This window comes from Roseateles sp. (genome assembly GCF_044373315.1).
In the GTDB taxonomy this organism is placed as follows: Bacteria; Pseudomonadota; Gammaproteobacteria; order Burkholderiales; family Burkholderiaceae_C; genus JACDQM01.
The window spans coordinates 1-21,792 of the sequence record NZ_JBILQK010000067.1 but is presented as its reverse complement, the minus strand read 5'-3'; the positions used below and the strand labels follow the sequence as shown (position 1 = coordinate 21,792).

At 67.6% G+C, this 21,792-nt stretch carries 19 protein-coding genes and 1 riboswitch; of the genes, 9 read left to right on the top strand and 10 right to left on the bottom strand.

Annotated features, from left to right (window positions below; all coding sequences use genetic code 11):
• The coding region (locus tag ACIQ67_RS14495; protein ID WP_397535085.1) for a sensor histidine kinase at window positions 1-1,248 on the top strand (1,248 nt) is incomplete at its 5' end.
• Window positions 1,249-1,307: 59 nt separating this feature from the next.
• On the opposite strand, the gene ACIQ67_RS14490 is transcribed toward ACIQ67_RS14495, so the two are convergent.
• The 3 genes from ACIQ67_RS14490 to ACIQ67_RS14480 form a co-directional block, all read right to left on the bottom strand.
• Complete coding sequence (locus tag ACIQ67_RS14490; protein ID WP_397535084.1) at window positions 1,308-1,985, bottom strand: GNAT family N-acetyltransferase; 678 nt, start codon at window positions 1,983-1,985, stop codon at window positions 1,308-1,310.
• 6 nt (window positions 1,986-1,991) lie between these two features.
• Window positions 1,992-2,198, bottom strand: coding sequence for a hypothetical protein (locus ACIQ67_RS14485; protein ID WP_397535083.1), 207 nt, complete (start codon window positions 2,196-2,198; stop codon window positions 1,992-1,994).
• A gap of 137 nt (window positions 2,199-2,335) precedes the next feature.
• Window positions 2,336-3,196 (bottom strand): helix-turn-helix domain-containing protein, encoded by an 861-nt coding sequence (locus ACIQ67_RS14480; RefSeq protein WP_397535082.1) that lies wholly within the window; start codon window positions 3,194-3,196, stop codon window positions 2,336-2,338.
• A gap of 76 nt (window positions 3,197-3,272) precedes the next feature.
• On the opposite strand from ACIQ67_RS14480, the gene ACIQ67_RS14475 reads away from it, so the two are divergent.
• The gene (locus ACIQ67_RS14475; protein ID WP_397535081.1) at window positions 3,273-4,631 is read left to right on the top strand and encodes a cytochrome P450; all 1,359 of its coding nucleotides are present in this window, start codon (window positions 3,273-3,275) and stop codon (window positions 4,629-4,631) included.
• 311 nt (window positions 4,632-4,942) lie between these two features.
• Here ACIQ67_RS14475 and ACIQ67_RS14470 read toward each other — a convergent pair whose 3' ends face one another.
• From ACIQ67_RS14470 to ACIQ67_RS14455, 4 genes are all read right to left on the bottom strand, one after another.
• A complete protein-coding gene (locus tag ACIQ67_RS14470) occupies window positions 4,943-6,382 on the bottom strand; it encodes a M20/M25/M40 family metallo-hydrolase (RefSeq protein ID WP_397535080.1) in 1,440 nt (479 codons plus the stop codon).
• A complete protein-coding gene (locus tag ACIQ67_RS14465; protein WP_397535079.1) occupies window positions 6,379-6,768 on the bottom strand; it encodes a DUF1232 domain-containing protein in 390 nt (129 codons plus the stop codon). The genes ACIQ67_RS14470 and ACIQ67_RS14465 overlap by 4 nt, the downstream gene beginning before the upstream one ends.
• Before the next feature lie 20 nt (window positions 6,769-6,788).
• Entirely contained in the window at window positions 6,789-8,477 is a 1,689-nt protein-coding gene (locus ACIQ67_RS14460) for an AMP-binding protein (protein WP_397535078.1), read from the bottom strand.
• A gap of 135 nt (window positions 8,478-8,612) precedes the next feature.
• Entirely contained in the window at window positions 8,613-9,923 is a 1,311-nt protein-coding gene (locus ACIQ67_RS14455) for a tryptophan--tRNA ligase (protein WP_397535077.1), read from the bottom strand.
• A gap of 106 nt (window positions 9,924-10,029) precedes the next feature.
• Here ACIQ67_RS14455 and ACIQ67_RS14450 point away from each other — a divergent pair, with 106 nt between their 5' ends.
• Window positions 10,030-12,336, top strand: a complete 2,307-nt coding sequence (locus ACIQ67_RS14450) for a putative bifunctional diguanylate cyclase/phosphodiesterase (RefSeq protein ID WP_397535076.1) — start codon at window positions 10,030-10,032, stop codon at window positions 12,334-12,336.
• A 40-nt stretch (window positions 12,337-12,376) separates the two neighbouring features.
• Window positions 12,377-12,550, top strand: a riboswitch (FMN riboswitch).
• A gap of 111 nt (window positions 12,551-12,661) precedes the next feature.
• A complete protein-coding gene (locus ACIQ67_RS14445) occupies window positions 12,662-13,171 on the top strand; it encodes a 6,7-dimethyl-8-ribityllumazine synthase (RefSeq protein ID WP_397535075.1) in 510 nt (169 codons plus the stop codon).
• Here ACIQ67_RS14445 and asd read toward each other — a convergent pair.
• Window positions 13,168-14,019, bottom strand: a complete 852-nt coding sequence (gene asd, locus ACIQ67_RS14440) for an archaetidylserine decarboxylase (RefSeq protein ID WP_397535074.1) — start codon at window positions 14,017-14,019, stop codon at window positions 13,168-13,170. The two genes, ACIQ67_RS14445 and asd, sit on opposite strands and share 4 nt — an antisense overlap.
• 102 nt (window positions 14,020-14,121) lie before the next feature.
• Here asd and ACIQ67_RS14435 point away from each other — a divergent pair, with 102 nt between their 5' ends.
• From ACIQ67_RS14435 to ACIQ67_RS14420, 4 genes are all read left to right on the top strand, one after another.
• Window positions 14,122-15,423 carry a UDP-N-acetylglucosamine 1-carboxyvinyltransferase gene (locus ACIQ67_RS14435; RefSeq protein ID WP_397535073.1) on the top strand — a complete coding sequence of 434 codons (1,302 nt, stop codon included), beginning with the start codon at window positions 14,122-14,124 and terminating at the stop codon, window positions 15,421-15,423.
• A 20-nt stretch (window positions 15,424-15,443) separates the two neighbouring features.
• On the top strand, window positions 15,444-16,370 hold the full coding sequence (locus ACIQ67_RS14430) for a hypothetical protein (protein WP_397535072.1): 927 nt from the start codon (window positions 15,444-15,446) through the stop codon (window positions 16,368-16,370).
• The gene (locus ACIQ67_RS14425) at window positions 16,367-17,299 is read left to right on the top strand and encodes a pseudouridine synthase (protein ID WP_397535071.1); all 933 of its coding nucleotides are present in this window, start codon (window positions 16,367-16,369) and stop codon (window positions 17,297-17,299) included. The genes ACIQ67_RS14430 and ACIQ67_RS14425 overlap by 4 nt, the downstream gene beginning before the upstream one ends.
• A gap of 135 nt (window positions 17,300-17,434) precedes the next feature.
• Window positions 17,435-18,748: a diguanylate cyclase gene (locus ACIQ67_RS14420; RefSeq protein ID WP_397535070.1), complete on the top strand. Its 1,314-nt coding sequence runs from the start codon at window positions 17,435-17,437 to the stop codon at window positions 18,746-18,748.
• A gap of 26 nt (window positions 18,749-18,774) precedes the next feature.
• On the opposite strand, the gene ACIQ67_RS14415 is transcribed toward ACIQ67_RS14420, so the two are convergent.
• Both ACIQ67_RS14415 and ACIQ67_RS14410 read right to left on the bottom strand, forming a co-directional pair.
• On the bottom strand, window positions 18,775-19,593 hold the full coding sequence (locus tag ACIQ67_RS14415) for an HDOD domain-containing protein (RefSeq protein WP_397535069.1): 819 nt from the start codon (window positions 19,591-19,593) through the stop codon (window positions 18,775-18,777).
• A 47-nt stretch (window positions 19,594-19,640) separates the two neighbouring features.
• Complete coding sequence (locus ACIQ67_RS14410; RefSeq protein WP_397535068.1) at window positions 19,641-20,405, bottom strand: TSUP family transporter; 765 nt, start codon at window positions 20,403-20,405, stop codon at window positions 19,641-19,643.
• 596 nt (window positions 20,406-21,001) lie between these two features.
• Between ACIQ67_RS14410 and ACIQ67_RS14405 the strand changes: the two genes are divergently transcribed.
• Window positions 21,002-21,792, top strand: a 791-nt coding sequence (locus ACIQ67_RS14405; protein ID WP_397535067.1) for a HAMP domain-containing protein, incomplete at its 3' end; no start/stop codon positions are given.

The following is a 21,792-nucleotide window of genomic DNA, read 5'->3' as shown; positions in this document are numbered from 1 at the left end:
GGCGTGATCCTGGAGACCACGACCACCCACCGCATCAGCGCGCAGCTGGCCGCCATCATCGAACATGCGCCGAATGTGGCCATCCAGTCCTACGACGCCGAAGGACGCGTGCTGAGTTGGAACCCGGCCGCGGAGCGCTTGTTTGGCTGGCGCGCCGAACAGGCGCTGGGGCGACGGCTCGACGAATTTCTGCTCTCGGCCGAAGACTTTCAGGCCTTTCTCGCAGGACTGCAGCAGGTGGCCGCCCAGGGCGGCGCCTCCAGCCCGAGCGAGTGGAGCTGCCTGCGCGCTGACGGCGGCCTGGCCCACTGCTTGGCCACTCAGTTCGAGCTTCCTTCACTGGACGGTGGCGATCGCATCTTCATCTGCATGGACGTGGACATCGGTGAGCTGCATGCGGCCCGTGAGGCACTGGCGAACAGCAACCACGAGCTGGAGCGCCGCGTCGCGTCGCGCAGCGATGAGCTGAAACAGGCCATGGCCCAGCTCATGGAGGCTGAAGAGCTGGCGGCCCTGGGTCGTCTGGTGGCGGGCGTTGCGCATGAGCTGAACACGCCGATTGGCAACACGCGGACCGTGGCCAGCGCTCTGGCCGATCAGGTGCAGAGCTTCCATCGGCGCTTTGAAGAGGGAGCGGCCTTGCGCCGCGTGGAACTGCAGCAGTTCCTCGGCGACTGCGTGCGTGCGAGCCAACTCATCGAGCGCGGCATGGCCCGGGCGGCCGAGCAGATCGGGCACTTCAAGCAGGTCGCGGTGGACCAGCAGAGCGTGCAGCGGCGCGACTTCTCCTTGCGTGCGACCTTGGCCGACATTGTCTCGGCCCTGCAGCCGCAGTTCCGCGGCACGCCGCATCAGCTGCTTCTGGGGCCGGTTCCAGACTTGCGGCTCGACAGCTATCCGGGGCCGCTGGAACAGATCATCGTCAACCTGGTGCAGAACGCCTTGCTGCATGGCCTGGAGGGCCGAAGCGAAGGCGGAGAGGTTCGCATCGACACCGCCATCGGGCCGGGTGGCTGCCTGCAGATCTGCATCAGCGACAACGGCATGGGCATTCCCGCCAGCATGGCGTCGAAAGTCTTCGAGCCGTTCTTCACCACGCGTCTTGGGCGAGGGGGTAGCGGCCTGGGTTTGCACATCGCGCACAACCTGACCACCGGCCTGCTGGGGGGCAAGCTGCAGCTGTTGCCTGCCGACGCTGCGCAGCGCGGCGCCTGCTTCCAGCTGCAGCTGCCGCTGACGGCGCCCTGAAGGGCCTGGTCTGGCCACTGTCGGCCGACGGTGCCTGCCGGCACCGCAGCGCGACACGTTCAGCCCAGCTCGAAACGCATGACGCAGAAGGCCTCGCTGACCTGTTCATGCAGCTGCGCGCCCAGCCGGGTGTAGAAACCCGGGCCGTCGGTGCCGAAGTACAGGCGCGGCAGGCCCAGCCGGCGTGCTTCCAGCAGCAGGCAGCGCACCAGCGCGCTGCCGATGCCGTGGCCGCGCTGCGACTCCAGCACCACCATGGCGGCCAGCCAGGGCCAGAGATGCGTACGCTGGCTGTCATCGTTGTCGATCAGGTTGACGGTGCCCAGCAACTGCCCGTCCGCATCGACCGCGATCAGGCACAGCGGCAGACGGTCCGGGTCGGTGGCCGTGCGCAGATGCGCCTGCAGATCGGCTTCGCTCATTCCGTTCGGCACGTCACGCCAGAACTCCTGGTAGATCATCCGGGCGACCGCATCGCCGTGCTGCGGCTGCTGGCACAGGTGCATCACCTGCTGGCGCATACGGACCAGCTCGAAGCGGGTGTTTTGCGCCTTGCCGCGCAGCGTCTCGCAGCGCTGCACGGGCACGAAGCCGTGGCGTTCATAGAAGGCCTGCGAGTTGAGCGTGGCCACCAGCTTCAGCGGCCCGGCCCCGGTGCGGCGCGCCTGCGCCATGCCCAGCGCCAGCAGGCGGCTGCCCAGGCCGCTGCCGGCCGCTTCGGGGCGCACGAACAGCAAGGTGACTTACAGCGGCTCGATGCCGACGAAGCCCAGCACCCGGCCGGCTCGCTCGGCCAGCCAGATCCGGCCCTCGCTGAGCTCCGGCTCGTAGATGGCCGGGCTGCGGCCCTCGAACCAGGCCTGCAGCTGCGCCGCGGCGTAGGCCGTGCCTGCCAGGCTGAGGACGGAATCCTGATGGGCGTCGAACAGCGCTGGGATCGGGGCTGGCACAGGCGCCCAAGAGCAGCAGCCACAGCAGGGACAGACAGGCGATGGCCCAACGCGGTAGCGCAGCGCTGCTGCTACAAGCTTGTCGATGCATGACGGTCAACCCCTCCCGGCTTGGCGCGTTGTCAGCTCCGGCCTGCTTAAACCCACACCCGATATGCCCAGAACGCCTCGTGGCTGAAGATGCGTCGGCGCAGCTCCTCGGGGCTGAAGCCGCAGACGCGGCGGATTTCCCTGCACAGATGGGCCTGGTCGGCGTAGCCAGCATCCTGGGCCAGGGCGCTCCATAGCACGGCGCCCGCTTCCAGGTCGCCGCGCGCCTGATGAAAGGCGGACTCGGCACGGCTGATGCTGCGCAAGGCACGCAGGCTCTGCCCGCTCCAGCGCTTGATACGACGCTCGACCTGGCGCAGGCTCTCGCCATGACCGCCGGCCACGGCCTTCAGCGCCAGGTTCTCCATCCAGTCTCGATAACGTCGCGGTGGCGCCGCCTGGGCCTGAGCCAGGGCACGCCAGCGTGGCAGCAAGAAGGCCTCGAGCCTGGCCTGGCAGGCATGCTCGTCCGGGGCCGCCAACAAAGCGTCGTTCAGCGCCTGCCACTCCGGGCCTAGCACTGACTCGATCGGCTCGCAGCCATCCACCAGCGAGGCCAGGTCCACACCCGTCAGCGCATGCAAGGCCTCGGGCAGCCAGGCCACCATGAAGCAGCGCGTGCCCGCATCCGAGCGGAACTGCGCCGGCCGGCTGCGGGGCCCGCCCACCAGGGCACGGCCGGGCAGTGGCCGCTCGCTGCCGTCGTCCAGCAGCTGCACGCCGTCGCCTTCCAGCACCCAGGTCATGCCGCAGTAGGGCGTGGCCGGGAAGTGGCTGCTGCGCTGCTCCGCCGTCAGCGGCTCGGCCGCCAGCGTGTCGCGCCACAGGGAGGCGTAGAGGCAGCCGCTGAGCGCCAGGCCGGGGGCGATCAGCCGGGCAATGGCATCGGGGTGGCGATCGCTGTCCATGCCCGCAGTGTAGTGAGCCCGGCCCATGTCGATTTCGTTCAAGACGCCGCTCGGGCCGGCGCTCATGATGCGCCGCATGAACACACAGATCCTGCCCCGCTCCCCCGCGACCCGGCCGCCGGGTCCCACCGGCCTGGGTTTCGACCGCCTGCGCGCGATGAGCCGCGACTACCTGGGAACATTGGGTGCCTTGCATGCACGCCATGGCGACATCGTCCGCCAGCGCTTCGTGCACTTGGTGGACTACAGCTTCCTGCACCCGGAGCATGTGCGCGAGGTGCTGGTGGCCTCGCATGACAAGCTGATTCGCTGGGAACGCGGCACCGCGGTCTTTGCCAGCGCCCATGGCCAAAGCGTGCTGGTGGCAGAGGGCGCAGCCTGGAAGCGCCAGCGCCAGATGCTGCAGCCCGCCTTCTCGCCCAGGCGGGTCGAGAGCTTTGTGCCGCGCATGGTGCAGGCCAGCCAAGCCAGCCTCGCCGGATGGGACGGCCTGTCGGAGATCGACTTCGAGGCCGCCATGACGCAGACGACCATGGCCGTCATCATGCAAACGCTGTTCTCCCAGGCAGATGCGCTGCAGGGGCGAGCCATCGCCGAAGCCGTGCACGATCTCAGCGTCGAGGGCATGAAGGAGTTCTACTGGCCCGTGAGCGCCCCGCTATGGGCCCCCTGGAAGGCACGCAAGCGCCGCGCCCTGGCACTGCTGGACCGCTTCATCGAGCGCCAGATCCGCGAGCGCCTGGCTTGCTCCGAACCACGCCGTGACCTGCTGGGCCTGATGCTTGAGGCCCGCGACGCCGAGGATCAGGGCTTGAGCGCCCGTGGCCTGCGCGACGAATGCATGACCACGTTCCTGGCCGGCCACGAGACTACCGCCGCGGCGCTGACATGGTGGGGCTGGTGCATGGCCGCTCATCCCGAAGAACAGGCCCGGATCGCCGACGAGGTGCGGTCGGTGCTGGCCGATCGTGTGCCCACGGCCGCTGATCTGCCGCTGATGCCGCGCCTGGCCCGCAGCTTCAAGGAAGCCCTGCGACTCTTCCCGCCAGCGGCCGGTCTGCTATCCCGGCGGACGACCCAGCCCCTTTGCGTCGGCGGCTACGAGCTGCCCGCCGGCAGTATGGTACGCCTCACACCCGCTCTCACCCACCGTGACCCACGCTGGTTCCAGGAGCCCGAGGCCTTCCGCCCCGAACGCTTTGACACGTCGAGCGGCCACCCCGAGATCCCACGCGGCGCCTGGCTGCCCTTCGGCGCTGGCCCGCGGGTCTGCCTGGGCAGCCACTTCGCGCTGACGGAAATGGGCGTGGTGGCGGCGCTGATCCTGCAGCGCTACGAGCTGCAGCGCCTGCCCGAGCGGCCGGCCCCTAACCCACGGCTGGACGTCACGCTGCGGCCCGATCTGCCTTTGCATCTGGGTTTGCGGCGATGCTGAGCCCGAGCGGAGCGGCCTGCACGACTGCAGGCACGCTTCAAGGGTTGGATCGCGGAACGCCAGTTCGGTGCGGTGCGCGGCTGCATTAGCTTTCAGCGGCATGGAACAAAGCTGTGGCGGCCGGCGACGCCACCCAGTCCCTCACTCCGCTCGCGGCCTTTTTGGCGATACCTTGCTGGCGTGCAACCGGGCTGGCCGACAATGCGGCCCCTCCGAGACGGCGGGGCTGCGGCCTTCAAACCAGAAGGCGAGCTGGAGGCTGTCGTAGGCCTGGCGCAAGGTGTCGAGGCCGGTGTCGCGCACCGATGACCTCAGGGCTTGGCCGCCGTCGGCATCGGCCCGAAGGCCACCGGGCTTTGTGCCGCCAGCCAGCTCATCACCGCCCAGGCGGCGACGTTCTGGCGCAGCTTGGCCGGGTCGATCTTGTCCAGCGTGTCGTTGGGTGTGTGGTGCCAGTCGAAATAGTCGCTGCCGTCCTGGCTGAGCTCCAGCGCCGGCCAGGCATTGCGGCGCATCAGCACGCCGGCATCGGGCCCGGGCGAGCCTTCGTTGCTGCCCAGGGCGATGCCCAGCGGCGCCAGCGGCTGTGCGATCTGCTGGATCAGGGGCAGGGCCTCGGGTCGCACGCGGCTCTGGAAGCGGTAGACCAGGCCGGCGCCTAGATCGCTTTCGCCGACGAACTGGTGCACCTGGCCTTTGTACTTGTCGGCATAGGCGATGGCGCCGTCGAAGCCGTTCTCTTCATTGGCGAACAGCACCACGCGCACGGTGCGGCGCGGCTTCAGGCCGGCCTCCAGCATCAGCCTTGCGGCAGCGGTGACGATGCCCACGCCGGCGCCATCGTCCAGCGCCCCGGGGCCCAGATCCCAGCTGTCCAGGTGGGCGCCGATCAGCACCACCTCATTCGGCAGCTCGCTGCCGGGGATCTCAGCAATCACATTGTGCGAAACCGCGGCAATGCCGCCTTCGGCCTGCAGCGCCAGGTGCATCTTGATCGGCTGGCCGTAGCGGGTCAGCCGGCCGATCAGATCGGCATCCGGCACCGAGACGGCCAGCGCCGGAATCTTGCTGAGGCCTTCGGCATAGCGCGTGCTGCCGGTGTGGGCCAGGCGATCACGGTCGGTGCCGATGGAGCGGATCGCCACCGCGATGGCGCCGCGCCGGGCCGCTTCGGCCGTGCCCTGGATGCGCGCCGCCACCGCGCGGCCATAGCCGCGGGCGTCGCGGCTGCGCTCGGTCTTCTGGTCGATGAAGACAATGCGGCCATTGGCGCGATCGCTGACGTCAGCCTTCAGCGTCTCCAGATCCGGGTAGTAGGCAATCTCGGCATGCAGGCCCTCCTTGGGTGTGGCCACGCTATTGCCCAGTGCCGTCATCACCAGCGGATGCGGATAGGGCGCGGTGATGTGGGCATGCGCCTCGCCGCGCTTCCAGGCGCGCAGCGGCACGGGCTCGGCGCGCACGTTCGAGAAGCCCAGGTGGCGCAGCCGGTCCAGCGCCCAGTCCACCGCGCGCTGGTCGTTCAGCGAGCCGGCCGGGCGTGCGCCCACCTCGGTGACCAGGCTGTCCACCAGCTCGTAGGCCAAGCCGCTGGCCAGGCCCGCTTCGCGCAGGCGCTCGGCAGCCAGCAGGTCGGCCGCGCTGAAGCTGGTGGGCTGGGCCTGCACGGCGCTGCCGGCAGCCAGGCACAGGCAGCAGGCGCCCAGCAGGCGCAGCAAAGTCCGGCGCGCCCTTGTGTTGTTGCGAATCATGGTTGGGAGATCTCCCTGGTGTCCTGGATCAGCGGCCACAGCCACAGGGCCAGCACGGCGGCCACCAGCAGCCACACCAGCACGACGGCGGCGCCGGCGGCCCAGCTCTTGGGTTTTTGCAGCAGCTGCGCGGCGCGCTGGCGCGCGCGCGCCATCACCGCCGGTGGCATCAGGCGGATCACCAGCCACAGGCCTAGCGGCACCAGCAGCAGGTCGTCCAGATAGCCGAGCAGCGGGATGAAATCCGGGATCAGGTCGACGGGGCTGAGCGCATAGGCCGCCACCGCCAGCGCCAGCAGGCGCCAGCGCCAGGGGGCGAGAGGGTCGCGGGCGGCAAAGTAGACTGCCAGCACATCGGTCTTGAGCGCGAGCGCCCAAGCACGCAACAGGCCGCGCCGCGCGCCCATCAATCCCCGAAGACGATCTTGCTGCGGCGGGCCACCCACTCTTCAAAGTGGGTGCCGTAGACCTCTTCGACGCGGTTGCGCTTGACCTTGAAGGTGGGCGTGATGAAGCCGTTGTCCACCGTCCAGGCGTTCTTCACCACCACCAGGCAGTCGAGCTGCTCATGCGGATCCAGCCTTGCATTGATGTTGTCCAGATGCTCGGTGAGCTGCGCCATCAGCTGCTGACGGTCTGCTTCGGTGCCGGTGCGCAGGGCGGCGTCCGGCGACAGCATCACGATGCCTAGCGGCTGGCCCAGATTGGCGCCGGCCACCATGCAGGCCTCGACGGTCGGGTGCATCACCAGGCGGTCTTCGATCGGCGCGGGCGCGACGTACTTGCCCTTGCTGGTCTTGAACAGATCCTTCACGCGGCCGGTGATGCGCAGGCAGCCACTGGCTTCGATGGCGGCCTTGTCGCCGGTCCGCAGCCAGCCGTCGGGCGTGAACGCGTCCTCGGTCAGGCGCGGCTCCTTGTAATAGCCCAGCATCAGCGCCGGGCTGCGCATCTGCAGTTCACCGTTCTTGGGGTCGATGCGGGTCTCCACGCCTTCGTAGGCCGGGCCCACGGTGCCGAACTGGTTTTGTCCGGGGATGGTGATGTGCGAGATGGCGAGGTTCTCGGTCATGCCGTAGCCCTCGTTGATGTGCAATCCCAGCTTTTTGTACCACTCCAGCAGCGCCAGCGGCATCGGCGCGGCACCGCCGGCGGCGATGCGGCACTGGTCCAGGCCCAGGGCCTTGAGGATCTTCTTGCGCACGATGCCGCCGAGCAGGGGGATGGACAGCAGGCGCGCCAGCTTGGCCGGCGGCATCTTGGCGTGCACGCCCTGCTGGAACTTGACCCACAGCCGTGGCACCGAGAAGAACACCGTCGGCCGCGCGCGCTGCAGATCGGCGGCGAAGGTGTCCAGGCTTTCGGCGAAGTACACATGCATGCCGGTGCGCAGCCAGCCATGCTCGACCAGCACGCGCTCGACCACGTGCGCCAGCGGCAGATAGGACAGCATGCGGTCATCGTGGCCGATGGGGATGCGCTTGAGGCCCTGGCCCAGGCCCCAGGCGAAGGCGCCGAAGGTGTGCATCACGCCCTTGGGCATGCCGGTGGTGCCCGAGGTGTAGATCAGCGTGGCCAGCTCGTCTGCGCCGCGCAAGGGTTCGCCGAACATCGGCTCGCTGCGCGCGCAAATGGCGTCCCAGCCCTCATAGCTCTTGATGGCGTCAAACGGCGACAGCGGGTAGCTGATGCAGGGCATGTCGGCAGGCACGCCGGGCTTCATGTGCTCCCAGCCGTCGAGCTTGCCGACGAAGCAGGCCTTGGACTCGCTGTGCTCGAGGATCTGGCGGATGGTCTCGGGCGCCAGCGTCGGGTACAGCGGCACTGACACATGGCCGGCCATCCAGATGGCCAGGTCACTCATCATCCACCAGGCGCAGTTCTTGGACAGGATGGCCACTTTGGAGCCAGGCTCCCAGCCCTGACTCTGCAGGTAGGTGGCCATGCGGCGCACCTGATCGCCGACTTGGGCCCAGGTGAAATCCTTGACCACGCCGTCGCCCATGGGTTGAGTCAGCGCGATGCGCTCGGGCGACTCGCGCTCCCAGTGGTAGAGGCGTTGCAGGGCCAGGCTGTCGGCGGGAATGGTGGACATGGTGCAGTCTCCTTGCTTGTTCTTGATAGCGATCGCTCCCTTTCAGGCTATCGCCACATGACCCTGGGTGCCAAGCGGGTTTGTGCGGGTCAGCGCGGGATTAGAGCCAGGTCCCCAACGCCGGCCCGGCGACCCTCAGCCCTCCGTCGCTGCGCTCTGCAATGCGGCCAGTGCAGCCGCGAGCGCTGCTTCCTCCACGCCAGGTGCACGCTGCACCGGCGCCTCGGCCAAAGCGGCGGCGCCGTCCTGCTTCAGCCGCGCCACCCATTGGCCGGCTTCGCGGCCCTGCTCGAAAGCCAGGCTCTGCAGCAGCAGGCTGCCGTCGGCAGCGGTGAGCTTGAAGTAGAACTTGCCGTCGGCCTCGCGGTACTGCTTGAACAGCGGCAGCGCGGACTTCGCCTTGGCCACCGGCGTGGCTTTGGCCTGCAAGGCCTTGAAGGGGCGCAGGCCCACTGCGTGGCGCAGCTCGGCCAGCAGCGGCGCAGCGATGGCGCGTGCCTTGGCCGCGCCGCGCTGCAGTATCTCTTCGATACGCTCGGGGTGGGCCATCAGCTCTTCATAGCGCGCACGCATCGGGCCGATCTGGCCGTCGATCTGATCAAACAGGCGCTGCTTGGCCTCGCCCCAGGCCAGGCCGGCGCGCAGCTCTGCGCGGAAGGCGGCGCGCTGCTCGGGCGTGGCGAAGGCATCGAAGATGCTGACCAGGTGCGAGCTGTCAGGGTCCTTGGGCTCGCCGGGCAGCCTGCTGTCGGTGACGATGCGTGCAATCGCCTCGCGCAGCGCCTTCGCGCCGCCCTCGAAAAGCGGGATCACGTTGTCATAGCTCTTGCTCATCTTGCGGCCGTCCAGGCCGGGCAGCAGCTCCATCTCGGCTTCGACCTCGGCCTCGGGCAGTACGAAGAAATCCTTGCCACGCCCGAACAGATGGTTGAAGCGCTGCGCCACGTCGCGCGCCATCTCGATGTGCTGCACCTGGTCCTTGCCGACCGGCACGCGGTGGGCGTTGAACATCAGGATGTCGGCCGCCATCAGGATGGGGTAGCTGTACAGCCCCATGGTGATGCCGGCGTCGGGGTCCTCGCCGGCGGCGAGGTTGGCGTCCACCGCACCCTTGTAGGCATGGGCGCGATTCATCTGCCCCTTGCTGGTGACGCAGGTCAGCAGCCAGGTCAGTTCGGGGATCTCGGGGATGTCGCTCTGGCGGTAGAACACCGCGCGATCGGTATCCAGGCCGGCCGCGATCCAGGTGGCGGCGATCTGCAGGCGCGAGGCCTCGATGCGGTCCGGTTCGTCGCACTTGATCAGCGCGTGGTAGTCGGCCATGAAGAAGAAGCTCTCCACCTCAGGGGCCTGGCTGGCAATGATGGCCGGGCGAAGTGCGCCGACATAGTTGCCGAGGTGCAGGGTGCCGGTGGTGGTGATGCCGGTGAGAACGCGCTGGGTCATGGTCTGTGCCGAAATGAGTTCGAGGCCGGGTCCCGCAAGACCTCGGCCTGCCTGTCCCCGATTCTCGCCCAGGCCGGTCGCAGCTCAGGCCCCAGCATCGGCTAGCATGCAGATTCGCTTGGCTCGTCCTGCGCCCATGACCCTGCTGCTGTTGGTCAATGCTGTCATCCTCGGCTTGTTCGGGGCCGCCATGCTGCGGCTGTGGGCTCAAGAGCGTCGTCAGCACGCCTATGTCTGGATGTGGGGCTGGAGCTGGGTGCTGCTGGGCCTGGGGCTGGGCGGCGGGCCGGTGCTGCAGGATGCCTTCGACGACAGTTCGCCAGCGCGTGCCGCGCAAGCGCTGCTGGCGTCGGGGGCGCTGATGAGCTCGCAGCTGCTGCAGCTGGCCGGCGCGATGAACTTTTGCGGCCGGCGCCTGCGTCTCGCGCAAGCGGTGCCGCTGCTGTTGCTGCTGATGTGCGTGCTGGCTGTTCTGGGCACCTGGCGCATGCAAAGCGCGGTGGTTTTCGGTGCTGCGGTGCTGGGCCTGGGCGCGCTGCTTAGCGCCTCGCTGCTGTGGCGCCACAGCAGCGGACAGCAGCGCTGGGTCAGTGCCTGCTTTGTCGCCTCGGCGCTGGTGCATATCAGCGGGCCCTTGCTGGACCCCCTGGGCCGCTCGTCCGTCACCTACAGCCTGGGCGCGATTGTGCAGACGGCGCTTTGCCTGGCGCTGATGCTGCTGTCGGTCGGCCGGGCGCATCGCGAGGCGCAGCTGCAAGCCGAGCGCTTCAGCCGTCTGGCCGAGCACTCCTTGCAGGGCCTGGCCGTGCTGCGCCATCACAAGCTGCTCTACGCCAATCCGGCGGCACTGGCGATGTTCGGGGCCACCGATCTGGAGAGCGCCTTGCGCGCCGACTTGCTGGAGCTGCTGGTGGCGCCGCAGCGGCGCGCTGAGTCCTTGCGTCGCCATGCCGAGGTCTTGCGCGACCCCGAAGCGCGCATCGAGTGGGAAGACCTGCGGCTGGCGCGCGATGGCCGCACCTTGCATCTGCATGGCCTGTCCAGCCAGATCGAGTGGGACGGTGCCCCGGCCGAGCTGTTGGCGCTGGTCGACGTGACGGAGCGCCATGCCGCGGTGGAGGCGCTGCGGCGCATGGCCCTGCATGACGAACTGACCGACCTGCCGAATCGCAACTTCACGCAGGAACGGCTCAAGCATCTGACGCGGCTGGGAGCACCGCCGTTCGCGCTGGTCTCCGCTGACATCGACCGCTTTCAGCTGGTCAACGAGACGCTGGGTCATGCGGTCGGCGATGCGCTGCTGCAGGCTGTGGCCGCGCGGCTCAAGACCGAGCTGCCGGTCAGTGCGACGCTGGCCCGGCTGGGCGAGGACCAGTTCGTGATGCTGGTCGAGGGGCCAGGTGCGGGCGAGCGCGGCCATGCGCGCGCCTTCATCGAGCAGCTGCTGGCCTTGCTGCAGCGGCCCTTCGAAGTGGACGGCACCGAGCTGTTCGTGCACCTGTCGATCGGCGTGGCGCTATTCCCCCGTGATGCGAACGACGGCCCCGGCCTGCTGCGTGCGGCCGATTCGGCCGTGCACCGCGCCAAGGGCCTGCCCGGCGCGGCCTATGCCTTCTTCGACGCCTCGATGAACGCCGCGGCACAGTCCCGGCTGGATGCCGAGCAGGCGCTGGCGCGCGCGATGGAGGCCGGCGAGTTCGAGCTGCTTTACCAGCCCAAGTTCGCGGCGGGCACGCGCATGCTGCTGGGCTTCGAGGCGCTGGTGCGCTGGCAGCGCAGCGGTGTTGGCGCGATCAGCCCGGCGGAGTTCATCCCGGCAGCCGAGCGCACCGGGCAGATCAAGGCGCTGGGTGAGTTGATCCTCGCGCTGGCGACGGCCCAGTTGCGCGAGTGGCTGGACCGCTTCGGCGTGGTGCCGCCGGTGGCGGTCAATGTGTCGCCGCTGCAGTTCGATGATCGGAAGTTCGTGCCACGCCTGCTGCAGGCGCTGGACGAGCTGCGGTTGCCGCATGGCAGTCTGCAGATCGAGATCACCGAGACCGCCGCCATCGGCCATGTCGAGCAGGTGCTGCCGCAACTGCTGCAGCTACGCGATGCCGGCGTGTTGTGCGCGCTGGACGACTTCGGCACCGGCCAGTCCTCGCTGACCATGCTGCGCCAGCTGCCGATCCACGCGATGAAGCTGGACCGCAGCATGATCGCTCCCTTGCCGCAGGCCGATGCCAGCGCTGTCGTGCGCGCGACCTGCGCGCTGGGGCATTCGCTCGGGCTGGAGGTCATCGCCGAGGGCGTCGAGACCGAAGAGCAGGCGCAGGCCGCCGAAGCGCTGGGTTGCACCCAGCTGCAAGGTTTCCATCTGGGGCGGCCGATGAGCGCGGCCGCGGCTGCCGAACTGCTGGCGGCGCGCCGCTAAACAGGCCCTAGACTCCCGCCTGCCGGGTCGCAAGGCTCGGCAGCGTTCTCAGGGCGGGGTGGAAGTCCCCACCGGCGGTATTCCGGCCTGCGTCGCCCGACGCAGCGCTGGAGAGCCCGCGAGCGTCCGTGGCGGCCTGCGTGCCGCGACGGAGTCAGCAGACCTGGTGCGATGCCAGGGCCGACGGTCACAGTCCGGATGAAAGAGAACGCGAGTTCGCGGCCAAGGCTGCGGCTGTGCCTGCTCGCGTGGGTGCAGCTGCGGCATGGCCGCGCATTTGCGTGCTTGCCCTGATTTATGTCCAACCATCCTCGATGAGGTTCACATGAATCAGTCTGGTCTTACTGCTATTACTACTTCTTCTGCTTCAGCGCTTGCCGGTCTTGACCCAGCGCCGCGGATCGCTATCGTCAGCGCCTGCTGGCATCGCGATATCGTCGGCCAGGCCTGCCTGGCGGCCAAGGAGCGGCTGCGCTCTCGCGGCGTCGCGCCCGGCGCGATCGACGAGTTCGAACTGCCCGGCGCCTTCGAGATCCCCTTGCAGGCGCAAAGCCTGGCGCGCAGCGGCCGTTATGACGCCATCCTGGCCTGCGCGCTGGTGGTCGACGGCGGCATCTACCGCCACGACTTCGTCGCCACAGCGGTGATCGACGGCCTGATGCGGGTGCAGCTCGACAGCGGCGTGCCGGTGTTCTCGGCGGTGCTGACGCCGCATCACTTCCATGAGCATGAGGAACATCGGCGCTACTTCAGCGCCCACTTCCTCACCAAGGGGCAGGAACTGGCGGATGCCTGCCTGCAGACGCTGGCTGTGCGGCGTCAGCTGCTGGCTTAAGCCACCATCGCCTCGCCCAGGCGGATCGCACCGCCTGGCCGCCAGGCCGGGTTGAAACCCATGCCGCTGCGCGGGAACAGCATCACGACGGTGGAGCCGAGCAGGAATCGGCCCATCTCATCGCCCTGGCTGAAGCGGATGTCCTGGTTCTCGTAGGACCAGTCCCGCAGGTGGCCGGGGCGCGGCGGGTTGACCACGCCATGCCAGGTGGTGGCCATCGAGCCAACGATGGTGGCGCCCACCAGGACCAGCACGAAGCTGCCCTGCACGCTTTGCCCGTCGCCCTCGAACACGCAGACCACGCGCTCGTTGCGGGCGAACAGGCCCGGCACGCCGCGCGCGGTGGTCGGGTTGACCGAGAACAACTCGCCCGGCACATGGATCATGCGAGTGAGCCGGCCAGCGCAGGGCATGTGGATGCGGTGGTAGTCGCGCGGGCTGAGGTAGAGCGTGGCGAAATGGCCGTCCTGGAACTGCGCGGCCAGCTGCGCATCGCCGCCCACCAGGGCGGTGGTGCTGAACTGGTGGCCCTTGGCCTGGAAGATCTCGTCGTGGGCGATGCTGCCGAACTGGCTGATCGCGCCATCGACCGGGCAGACCAGTCGCGCCGGCGCCAGCGGCCGTGCGCCGGGTTTCAGCGCACGGGTGAAGAATTCGTTGAAGCTGGCGTAGGCGGCCGGGTCGGGATTGGCCGCCTCGGCCATATTGACCTCGTAGCGCGCGATGAAGCGGCGGATCGCTGCCGTGGTCAGGCCGCCGAGCCTCGCCGAGGCAAACAGGCCGGCCAGCCGGGTCAGCGCCTGCTTGGGCAGGAGGTATTGCGGCAGCACGGCAAGGCGGTCGGACACGGCGAAAACTCTCGGATACAGGGTGCGGGATTGTAGCCAGCGGGATAATGCGCCCTGCGGCACCGACCGCCCCTCGAACCACCGGCCTCGCACCCCTCCTCCATGTCCAATCTGATCGTCCACGGCGGCACGCCTCTAAGCGGCCGCATCGTTCCCTCGGCCAACAAGAATGCGGTGCTGCCCATCCTCTGCGCCACGCTGCTGACGCGCGAGCCGGTGCGCCTGCGCGGCGTGCCCGAGATCACCGATGTGCGCAAGATCCTGGAGGTCTTCCGCAAGCTGGGCAGCCAGGTCGAGATCGACTACAAGACCGGCGTGCTGGACGTGCACCACCGCGACACGCATTTCAATTCGGCCACCGACCGCCTGCCCGAGGAGATGCGCAGTTCCATCATGCTGGTGCCGGGGCTGATGGCGCGCTTCGGCGCGGCGCGCATCGAGGACGACGTCAAGGGCTGTACGCTTGGCGCGCGCGAGATCGACCCGCATGTGGAGGTCTTCGAGCGCTTCGGCGCCCGCGTCGAGCGCCAGCCCGACGGCCTGCTGCTGGATGTGGGCGCCAAGCTGCGTGCCAATGACCACTGGACTGATTACGCCTCGGTGACCACCACCGAGAACTTCGTGCTGTGCGCCGCGCTGGCCGAGGGCACGTCCACGTTGATGAATGCCGCCTCCGAGCCGCATGTGCAGGAGTTCTGCCAGTTCATGCAGATGCTGGGCGCCAAGATCGATGGCCTGGGCACCTCGCGCCTGAAGATCAGCGGCGTGGAGCGCCTGGGCGGTGGTGACTTCACCTTTGCCGAGGACTTCCACGAGATCGTCACCTTCCTGGCTTTGGGAGCCATCACCGGCGGCCGGGTCGAGGTGAAGAACTCGACGCCCGAGCAGTTCCCGCTGATCGACCGCACTTTCGCCAAGTTCGGCGTGCGCATCGTGCACGAGAACGGCTGGTCGTGCGCCGAAACCGATGGTCCGCTGAAGGTCAAGGAGCCTTTCACGCGCAACATCCTGCAGAAGGTCGAGGCGGCGCCCTGGCCCTATCTGCCGGTGGACCTGCTGCCGATCTTTGTCGCGCTGGGCGTCAAGGCCGAAGGCAGCGTGATGTTCTGGAACAAGATCTACGACGGCGCGATGGGCTGGACCTCGGAGCTGGCCAAGTTTGGTGCGCATGCGTTCCTGTCGGACCCGCACCGCATGGTGACCTTCGGCGGCAAGCCGCTGCACGCCAGTGAGGTCGAGAGCCCTTACATCATCCGCGTCGCGATCGCGCTGCTGATGGTGGCGGCCAGCATCCCCGGCCGCTCGGTGATTCGCAACGCTACGCCGATCCGGCGCGCGCATCCGCACTTCGTCGAGAACATCTGCACGCTGGGTGCGAGGATCGAGTGGGTCGAAGGCGACTGATCGATCCGATGCGAACGGTGATGCAGACCCTGACTCGTGCGCTTGCGGCGGCGCTGCTGGGCGTTGGCCTGGCGGTGCCTACCCACGCCCAACCGGTCATTCGCTGGCTGGTCCAGGACGCGCCGCCGCATTTCAGCTATGCCGTCGGAAAGACACCGCTGAGCGTCGCCGATCTTGGTTACGGCGAGCGTGATGGTTTCCTTCGCCTGCTGATCGGCCAACTGCCGCAGTACCGGCATGAGTTTGTCGAGGCCAGCCTGCCGCGCTTCGAGCTGATGGTGCGTGGTGGCCAGACCATCTGCTCGGTCCTGCACAAGCGCGTGCCCGAGCGTCTGGCCAGCCGCTATTTCACGCCGATGTTTCCTGCGCCGAGCTCGCACCAGGTGCAGTTGGTCGTCCGTCGGGACCGGATGGAGCGCTTTCAGTCGCTGGGCACGCCGGTAGCCATCACAGGCCTGTTGCAGACACGCAGCCTGAAAGGGCTGGTTGCCCGCGAGCGCTCTTTCGGCAACACCCTGGATCCGCTGCTGAAGCAGGCGCATGGCAGGGCACTGGACACGGTGGTGACCACGAGCAACAAGACCTTGCTGGCCATGTTGCGGGCTGGGCGCATGGACTACACCTTGGAGTACGCGGAAGCGGTGCAGCAGTTTCTTGGCGACGCCACCGAAGACGGCAAGCGGGATGCCCGCCGCGAACCCGATCTGCTGCTGCTGCCCATCGCTGAGTTGGAGACGCTGGACCTGGCCTACGCCTCCTGCACCCGGAACGCGGAGGGGCGCGAGCAGATCGAGGCCATTGATGCGGCCGTGCGGCGGCTGGCTCAGGATCCGAAGCGCCATGTCTGGAAGCGCCAGTGGCTGGGCGAGTCGGCGTCCGCCGCAGAGCGGGCGCGGCTGATCCGATTTCTGGACGACCGCGCCCGCCGCGGCCCGCAGCTGGAGTGAGCCGACCGCCCAAGCTGGATCTGCCGATGCGCGATGGCGTCAGTGCCAGCGCGCTGGCCTGTCCCGCCGGCAGCTGGTCATCCCTGGTCGACTATCTGGTCGAGCGCCTGCCCTTGGTCCCGCGCGCGGAGTGGCTGGCGCGCATGGCACGCGCCGAGGTGCTTGACGAGGCAGGGCGGCCGCTGCCGCCCGATTCGGAATACCGGGCTGCGGTGCGGATCTATTACTACCGCCAGCAGCATGCCGAGCCGGACATCCCGTTCGAGGAGACGGTGCTGTTCCAGGACGACTGGCTGGTGGTGGCGGACAAGCCGCACTTCCTGCCGGTGACGCCCAAGGGCCGCTACGTGCAGCAGACCTTGTTGACGCGGCTGAAGAAGCGCCTGGGCATCGCCACCCTGACTCCCATCCACCGCATCGACCGCGAGACGGCGGGCCTGACGGTCTTCGCTGTCCGCCCGGACAGCCGTGATGCCTACCAGCGGCTGTTTCGCGAGCGGCAGGTGGACAAGCTTTATGAAGCCATCGCAGCCGAGCCGACCCAGGCCCGGCAAGACCTGACCCTGCCGATGCGCTACTGCAGTCGGCTGCAGGAACGGGCTGATGCATTCATGCAGATGCAAGAGGTCGAAGGCCTGCCGAATGCCGAGACGCACATCGAGTTGCTGCGATTGCTGCCGGGCGGGCTGGCGCATTACGCACTGCGTCCGTTCAGCGGCCGCAAGCACCAGCTGCGTGCCCAGATGAACGCGCTGGGCCTGCCCATCGTCGGCGACCGCATCTATCCGGTGCTGCTGCCCAGCAGCGAGGCCTCCGATTTCGACCGGCCGCTGCAGCTGCTGGCGCGGGCGCTGGCCTTCAGCGATCCGTGCACCGGGCAGCAGCGATGCTTTGAATCAAGGCGCAGCCTGGCCCTGCTGCCTGGCTGAGAACGCCGTGTGCCGTGGCGCGGATGCGCCTCCCCGATCCAGGCAGGTGGCCTGTGCGACCACTGGGAAAGCCCCAGCCTGACGGCGCCCCTTCGCTGGGCACAATCGGAGCGTTCCTTTGCTGTACGGACTTCCATGAACACCCGTTCGCTCACCGATATGCAGGCTGCGGTGAAATCACGCACCAGCCTGGCACTGCTCGTGCTGGGGCTGTCGCTTGCGGCCGTGTTCGGGGCCTGGCGGGTGCAGCAGGACCTGGATCTGCGCAGCGAGCAGCAGGCGCTGGACCTGAAGGCACTGCCGCTGATCTATGCCGAGCCGCTGGCCCGGACGCTTGCGCAAGCCCGTGAGGATCAGGCCCGGTCCTTGATGGCGACCATGTTGCAGCGCCACGGCATTCAGGGCCTGGAGCTCAAGCTGGCGGACGGACGCAAGCTGGAGGCTGGGCGCATGCCGCCGGCCGGCACCGTGCAGGCGCACAGTGAATTCGCGCTGCTGACGCCGCTTGCCGACAGCCCCTTGGGATCGGTGCATGTGGTGATGCCGGCGCTGACGCTGGGGCATGTGTTGAGCCAGGATCGCCTGCAACTCCAGCTGGCTCAGGACCTGGCGCTGGTTTTGCTGCTGGGCCTGGCGGCGGCTTGGTTGGTGGACCGCTCCCTGCTTCGGCATCTGCGCAGGTTGACCGAAGAGATTCGGCGCTTTGATGCGAGCCAGCCGCCCAGCCAGTTTGACTGGTCGATTGCGCCTCGGCATGCGCCGCGGGAACTGCGCCAGATGGAGGCCGCACTCGTCCATGTGCAGCAGAGCGTCGACAGCCAGCTGCAGCGTGAACAGTCGCGTGCCGATGCCCTGACCCAGGAAATCGCGCGGCAGTCGGCGGCCCTGCGCGCCGCTGAGCAGGCGCTGGACAGCAAGCAGCGCGAGCTGGCCGCACTGTCGCGTGTCGACGCCTTGACAGGGCTGGCCAATCGCCGGGAGTTTGACGATGCGCTGCGGCGCGAGTTCAAGCGTGCCCAGCGTCAGCACAGCCAGCTGGCACTGGCGGTGATGGATCTCGATGCCTTCAAGCATTTCAATCAGGTGCATGGCCATGGCGCCGGCGATCAGGCCCTGCAGGCTTTTGCCCGTTTGCTGAGTGAGCGCTTCAAGCGGGATACCGACCTGGTCGCTCGACTGGGCGGTGAGGAGTTCGTGGCGCTGCTGCCCGGTTTTGACTTGCACTCGGCTCAGGGGCTGCTGGAGCAGTTGCGCGAAGACTGGCGTTCGCTGGGATTGCTCAACCCAGGCAGTCCGGTGTCCGATGGCGTGCTGACCGTCAGCATCGGTCTGTCGGCCTACAGTGCGCAGCATCCCTACCTGAGCTCTCAGGCGATGCTGCAGGCTGCCGATGAGGCGCTGGCTATCGCCAAGCATGCCGGGCGCGACCGGCTGAGCCTGGCGGCCTGAAGGCCGTATCCCTCAGGGACGCGCTGTCAGCGACCGCGCTCTTGGGCTTCGAGCAGCTGTTCGTGCACCCGCCGCGCGGCACGCAGCACCAGGGTTTCGTCCAGCTGGGCTTGCGGCGCGATGTCGCGCGCGATGTCCTCGATCTCGTCCGGCCGGTTCAGCAGGGCCCAGGCCATCGCCGAGATGGCGAGCACGCTGCGACGCTGGACCACGTCCGGCATCAGCAGGCTCTCCTGTACCTGCACATGGTGCCGCACGCTCGCCACGGCGGTGGGTGCAAGGCCCCAGCTTTCGCACAAGGCGGCACCCAGGGCGTCATGGCTGACGCCGAAGGCGGTGTGCTCCAGCTGCACGAGCTCGCTATCTTTCTGCGCCGCGCGCAGCATGGCCGGGTAGTGGGCCGGCGCGTGACGGTACAGCACGGCCTTGCCGCATTCCTCGAACAGGCCCGCCGAGTGCGCGGCCCAGGGATCGACGCCCAGCATCTGACCCATGCGACCCATCAACAGGCCGCGTTGGGAAGCGCGGCTCCAGATGGGCTCAAGCTCGGCCGCTGGCGGAAATGCGGCACGCAGGCCCATCTCGAAGGTGATGGCCGCGACTTCTCGCATGCCCAGATAGGTCAGCGCCTGATGCACGGTCTGCACGCGCCCCTGCAAGCCGTACAGCGATGAGTTGACCGCTTTCATCACCGCGGCGGCGAGAGCCATGTCGGATTCAACCAGGGCCGAGATGGCCGGCAGATCCACATCCTCGTCCGCCATCAGCAGTGACAGCTTGACCAGCACCTCGGGTTGGGTGGGGATCTCGATGTCCAGGGTGCGCAGTTGCGGATCGACAGGCATGGCTTATAGGTGGATTGATCTGTGCCGGGTGCCAATAGTAGCGCCGCTCAGCGTCCGAAGGCATCCCAGCCGGTCTTGATGATCAAGGATCCAACGACAAGGATGAAGACGCCGCGCACGAACCCCGCGCCATGCTTGAGCGCCAGCCGCGTGCCCAGCAGACTGCCGATCACGTTCGTGACGGCCATCACCAGCGCCAGATGCCACCAGACATGGCCCTTCCAGGCGAACAGCAGCAGCGCCGCTCCGTTGGTCGTGGTGTTGAGCAGCTTGGCGCTGGCCGAGGCATGCAGGAAGTCGAAACCCAGCAGGCGCACGAACAAGAACACGAAGAAACTGCCGGTGCCCGGACCGAAGAAGCCGTCGTAGAAGCCGATCAGAAGACCGATCGCGCAGGCCCGAAGGGTTTGCGCGTGGCCGCTGTGGCGCGGTTCGTGATGGCGCCCCAGGTCCTTCTTGACCAGGGTATAGATCAGCACGCCCAGCAGGATGATGGGCAAGAGTTTGCGCAGGCCCTCCGCACTGACCAGGGTGACGGTCCAGGCGCCGGTAAAGCCGCCGATCAGTGCCGCGCCACAGGCCGGCAGCAAGGATGCCCACGGCAGGGTGACGCGCCGTGCGAACTGCATGCTGGCCCAGGCGGTGCCCCAGACGGACGCAGCTTTGTTGGTACCGAACAGCGTCGCCGGCGGTGCCTGAGGAAAGACACTGAAAAGGGCCGGCACGAGCACCAGCCCTCCCCCGCCCACGATCGCATCCACAAAGCCGGCCAGCAGTGACGCCAGGGCAACAGTCAGGGTCTCAACAAGCATCGGCGAGGCCGTCCAGGCGCTGGAGCAGGAAATAAAAAGGGCACCCGAAGGTGCCCTGGAATTGTGACAGTGTCACTGAATTCGTTCGTATTAGATCTGCTTGTATTTGTCTCCTCAGCCCCGCCTGGCAGCCGCTGTTCGCACAATGACTGCATCGAGTGCTTCGCAATGTAGGTAGTCGACAGCATGCACGCACTTGGGGTTTCCACTCGCTCTGATGCACCAAGCTGGTAATGTTGGTGTGCGCACACTTTCCATTAGATCATTCGTTGACGCGGACAAGAAGCCAAGAAGCCGCGCACCCATGTCGATCGGAGCCCTGAGCGACCCAGGGTCTGTCCCCAGTATTTGCTGCCATTGTGTGGCGTTTGCGCAAACGCGGGAGCTCGGCGTGAGGCCACGGGCGCGCGGCCGCATGGGCCGCGCGCTGTCCGCGGTTTCCACGCCGCTGGTGTTGTCATGATCTGGATCAATCCCGACTCCCACAGCATCGCGATAGTTGGAGCGTCGCGCGGGCTCAGCCGACGTCCCATCCCCACTCCTTAAGGTGTTGCATGGCAGTAGCAGAGACAAACCCATCCAGCAAATGGCACAGCGTGGCAGTCCGCCTGTGGTTGTCGGTGGCGGCCGTGGTGATTGCGCTGTTTGCTGTTATTTCATTTGCCGCGATACGCAGCAACCAGGTGCAGAAGGAATCCAGCGAGCGCATTGCCGCGATGGACACCAAGCTTGATCGAGCCAAGCGCTGGGGTGGGCTGACGACGACCGCCATCACCAAGATCCAGGCCGGCGCTGCCAGTAGCGATCCTGCGGTGGATGCGATGTTCAAGGATGACATCGCGGCGATCATTCGTGACGTCAGTGAATTGCAGAAGTCCATCGAGGCGATGCCCCTGACGGAACAGGACAAGTCCTTGATGGCCGATGTGGCAGCGGAGCGCAAGAAGGTGCTTGAGTTGCTCGCCAAGATTCGCGCGCTGAAGGCCAGTGATCCCGCGGCGGTGCAGACCGAGATGACACAGAACTTCAATCCAGCCGTCGCGGTCTACCTGAAAGTCCTGGGCGCCTTCGCGGCCGAGCAGGAGCGCGCCAAGCAGGCGCTGCAGGTGGAGGTTGCCCAGCAGCGCGCCAGCACCGTGCGTTACTCGGCCGTGTTCATCGCGATCATCGTTGCCGGCCTGATCGCCGGCGCGGTGTGGCTCATCCGATCGATCCAGCGGCCTTTGCAGGAGGCCATCGAGGCGGCCGGCCAGATCGCCGCCGGCAATCTGAGCACGCGTGTGCCGGCTGGCCGCCGCGACGAGTTCGGCTTGCTGCTCGGTGCTATGGATCGCATGGTGCTCCAGTTGCGCAGCGTGGTCGGGGAAGTCCGGCAGGGCGTCGAGTC

Coding starts and splice junctions, on each gene's coding strand:
- ACIQ67_RS14415 (WP_397535069.1), bottom strand. CDS start 19,593: ATGCCTGTCGATCCGCAACTGCGCACCCTGGACATCGAGATCCCCACC.
- ACIQ67_RS14480 (WP_397535082.1), bottom strand. CDS start 3,196: ATGGACAGCGATCGCCACCCCGATGCCATTGCCCGGCTGATCGCCCCC.
- ACIQ67_RS14430 (WP_397535072.1), top strand. CDS start 15,444: ATGCAGACCCTGACTCGTGCGCTTGCGGCGGCGCTGCTGGGCGTTGGC.
- ACIQ67_RS14450 (WP_397535076.1), top strand. CDS start 10,030: ATGCAGATTCGCTTGGCTCGTCCTGCGCCCATGACCCTGCTGCTGTTG.
- ACIQ67_RS14455 (WP_397535077.1), bottom strand. CDS start 9,923: ATGACCCAGCGCGTTCTCACCGGCATCACCACCACCGGCACCCTGCAC.
- ACIQ67_RS14475 (WP_397535081.1), top strand. CDS start 3,273: ATGAACACACAGATCCTGCCCCGCTCCCCCGCGACCCGGCCGCCGGGT.
- ACIQ67_RS14460 (WP_397535078.1), bottom strand. CDS start 8,477: ATGTCCACCATTCCCGCCGACAGCCTGGCCCTGCAACGCCTCTACCAC.
- ACIQ67_RS14435 (WP_397535073.1), top strand. CDS start 14,122: ATGTCCAATCTGATCGTCCACGGCGGCACGCCTCTAAGCGGCCGCATC.
- ACIQ67_RS14470 (WP_397535080.1), bottom strand. CDS start 6,382: ATGATTCGCAACAACACAAGGGCGCGCCGGACTTTGCTGCGCCTGCTG.
- ACIQ67_RS14410 (WP_397535068.1), bottom strand. CDS start 20,405: ATGCTTGTTGAGACCCTGACTGTTGCCCTGGCGTCACTGCTGGCCGGC.
- ACIQ67_RS14420 (WP_397535070.1), top strand. CDS start 17,435: ATGAACACCCGTTCGCTCACCGATATGCAGGCTGCGGTGAAATCACGC.
- ACIQ67_RS14445 (WP_397535075.1), top strand. CDS start 12,662: ATGAATCAGTCTGGTCTTACTGCTATTACTACTTCTTCTGCTTCAGCG.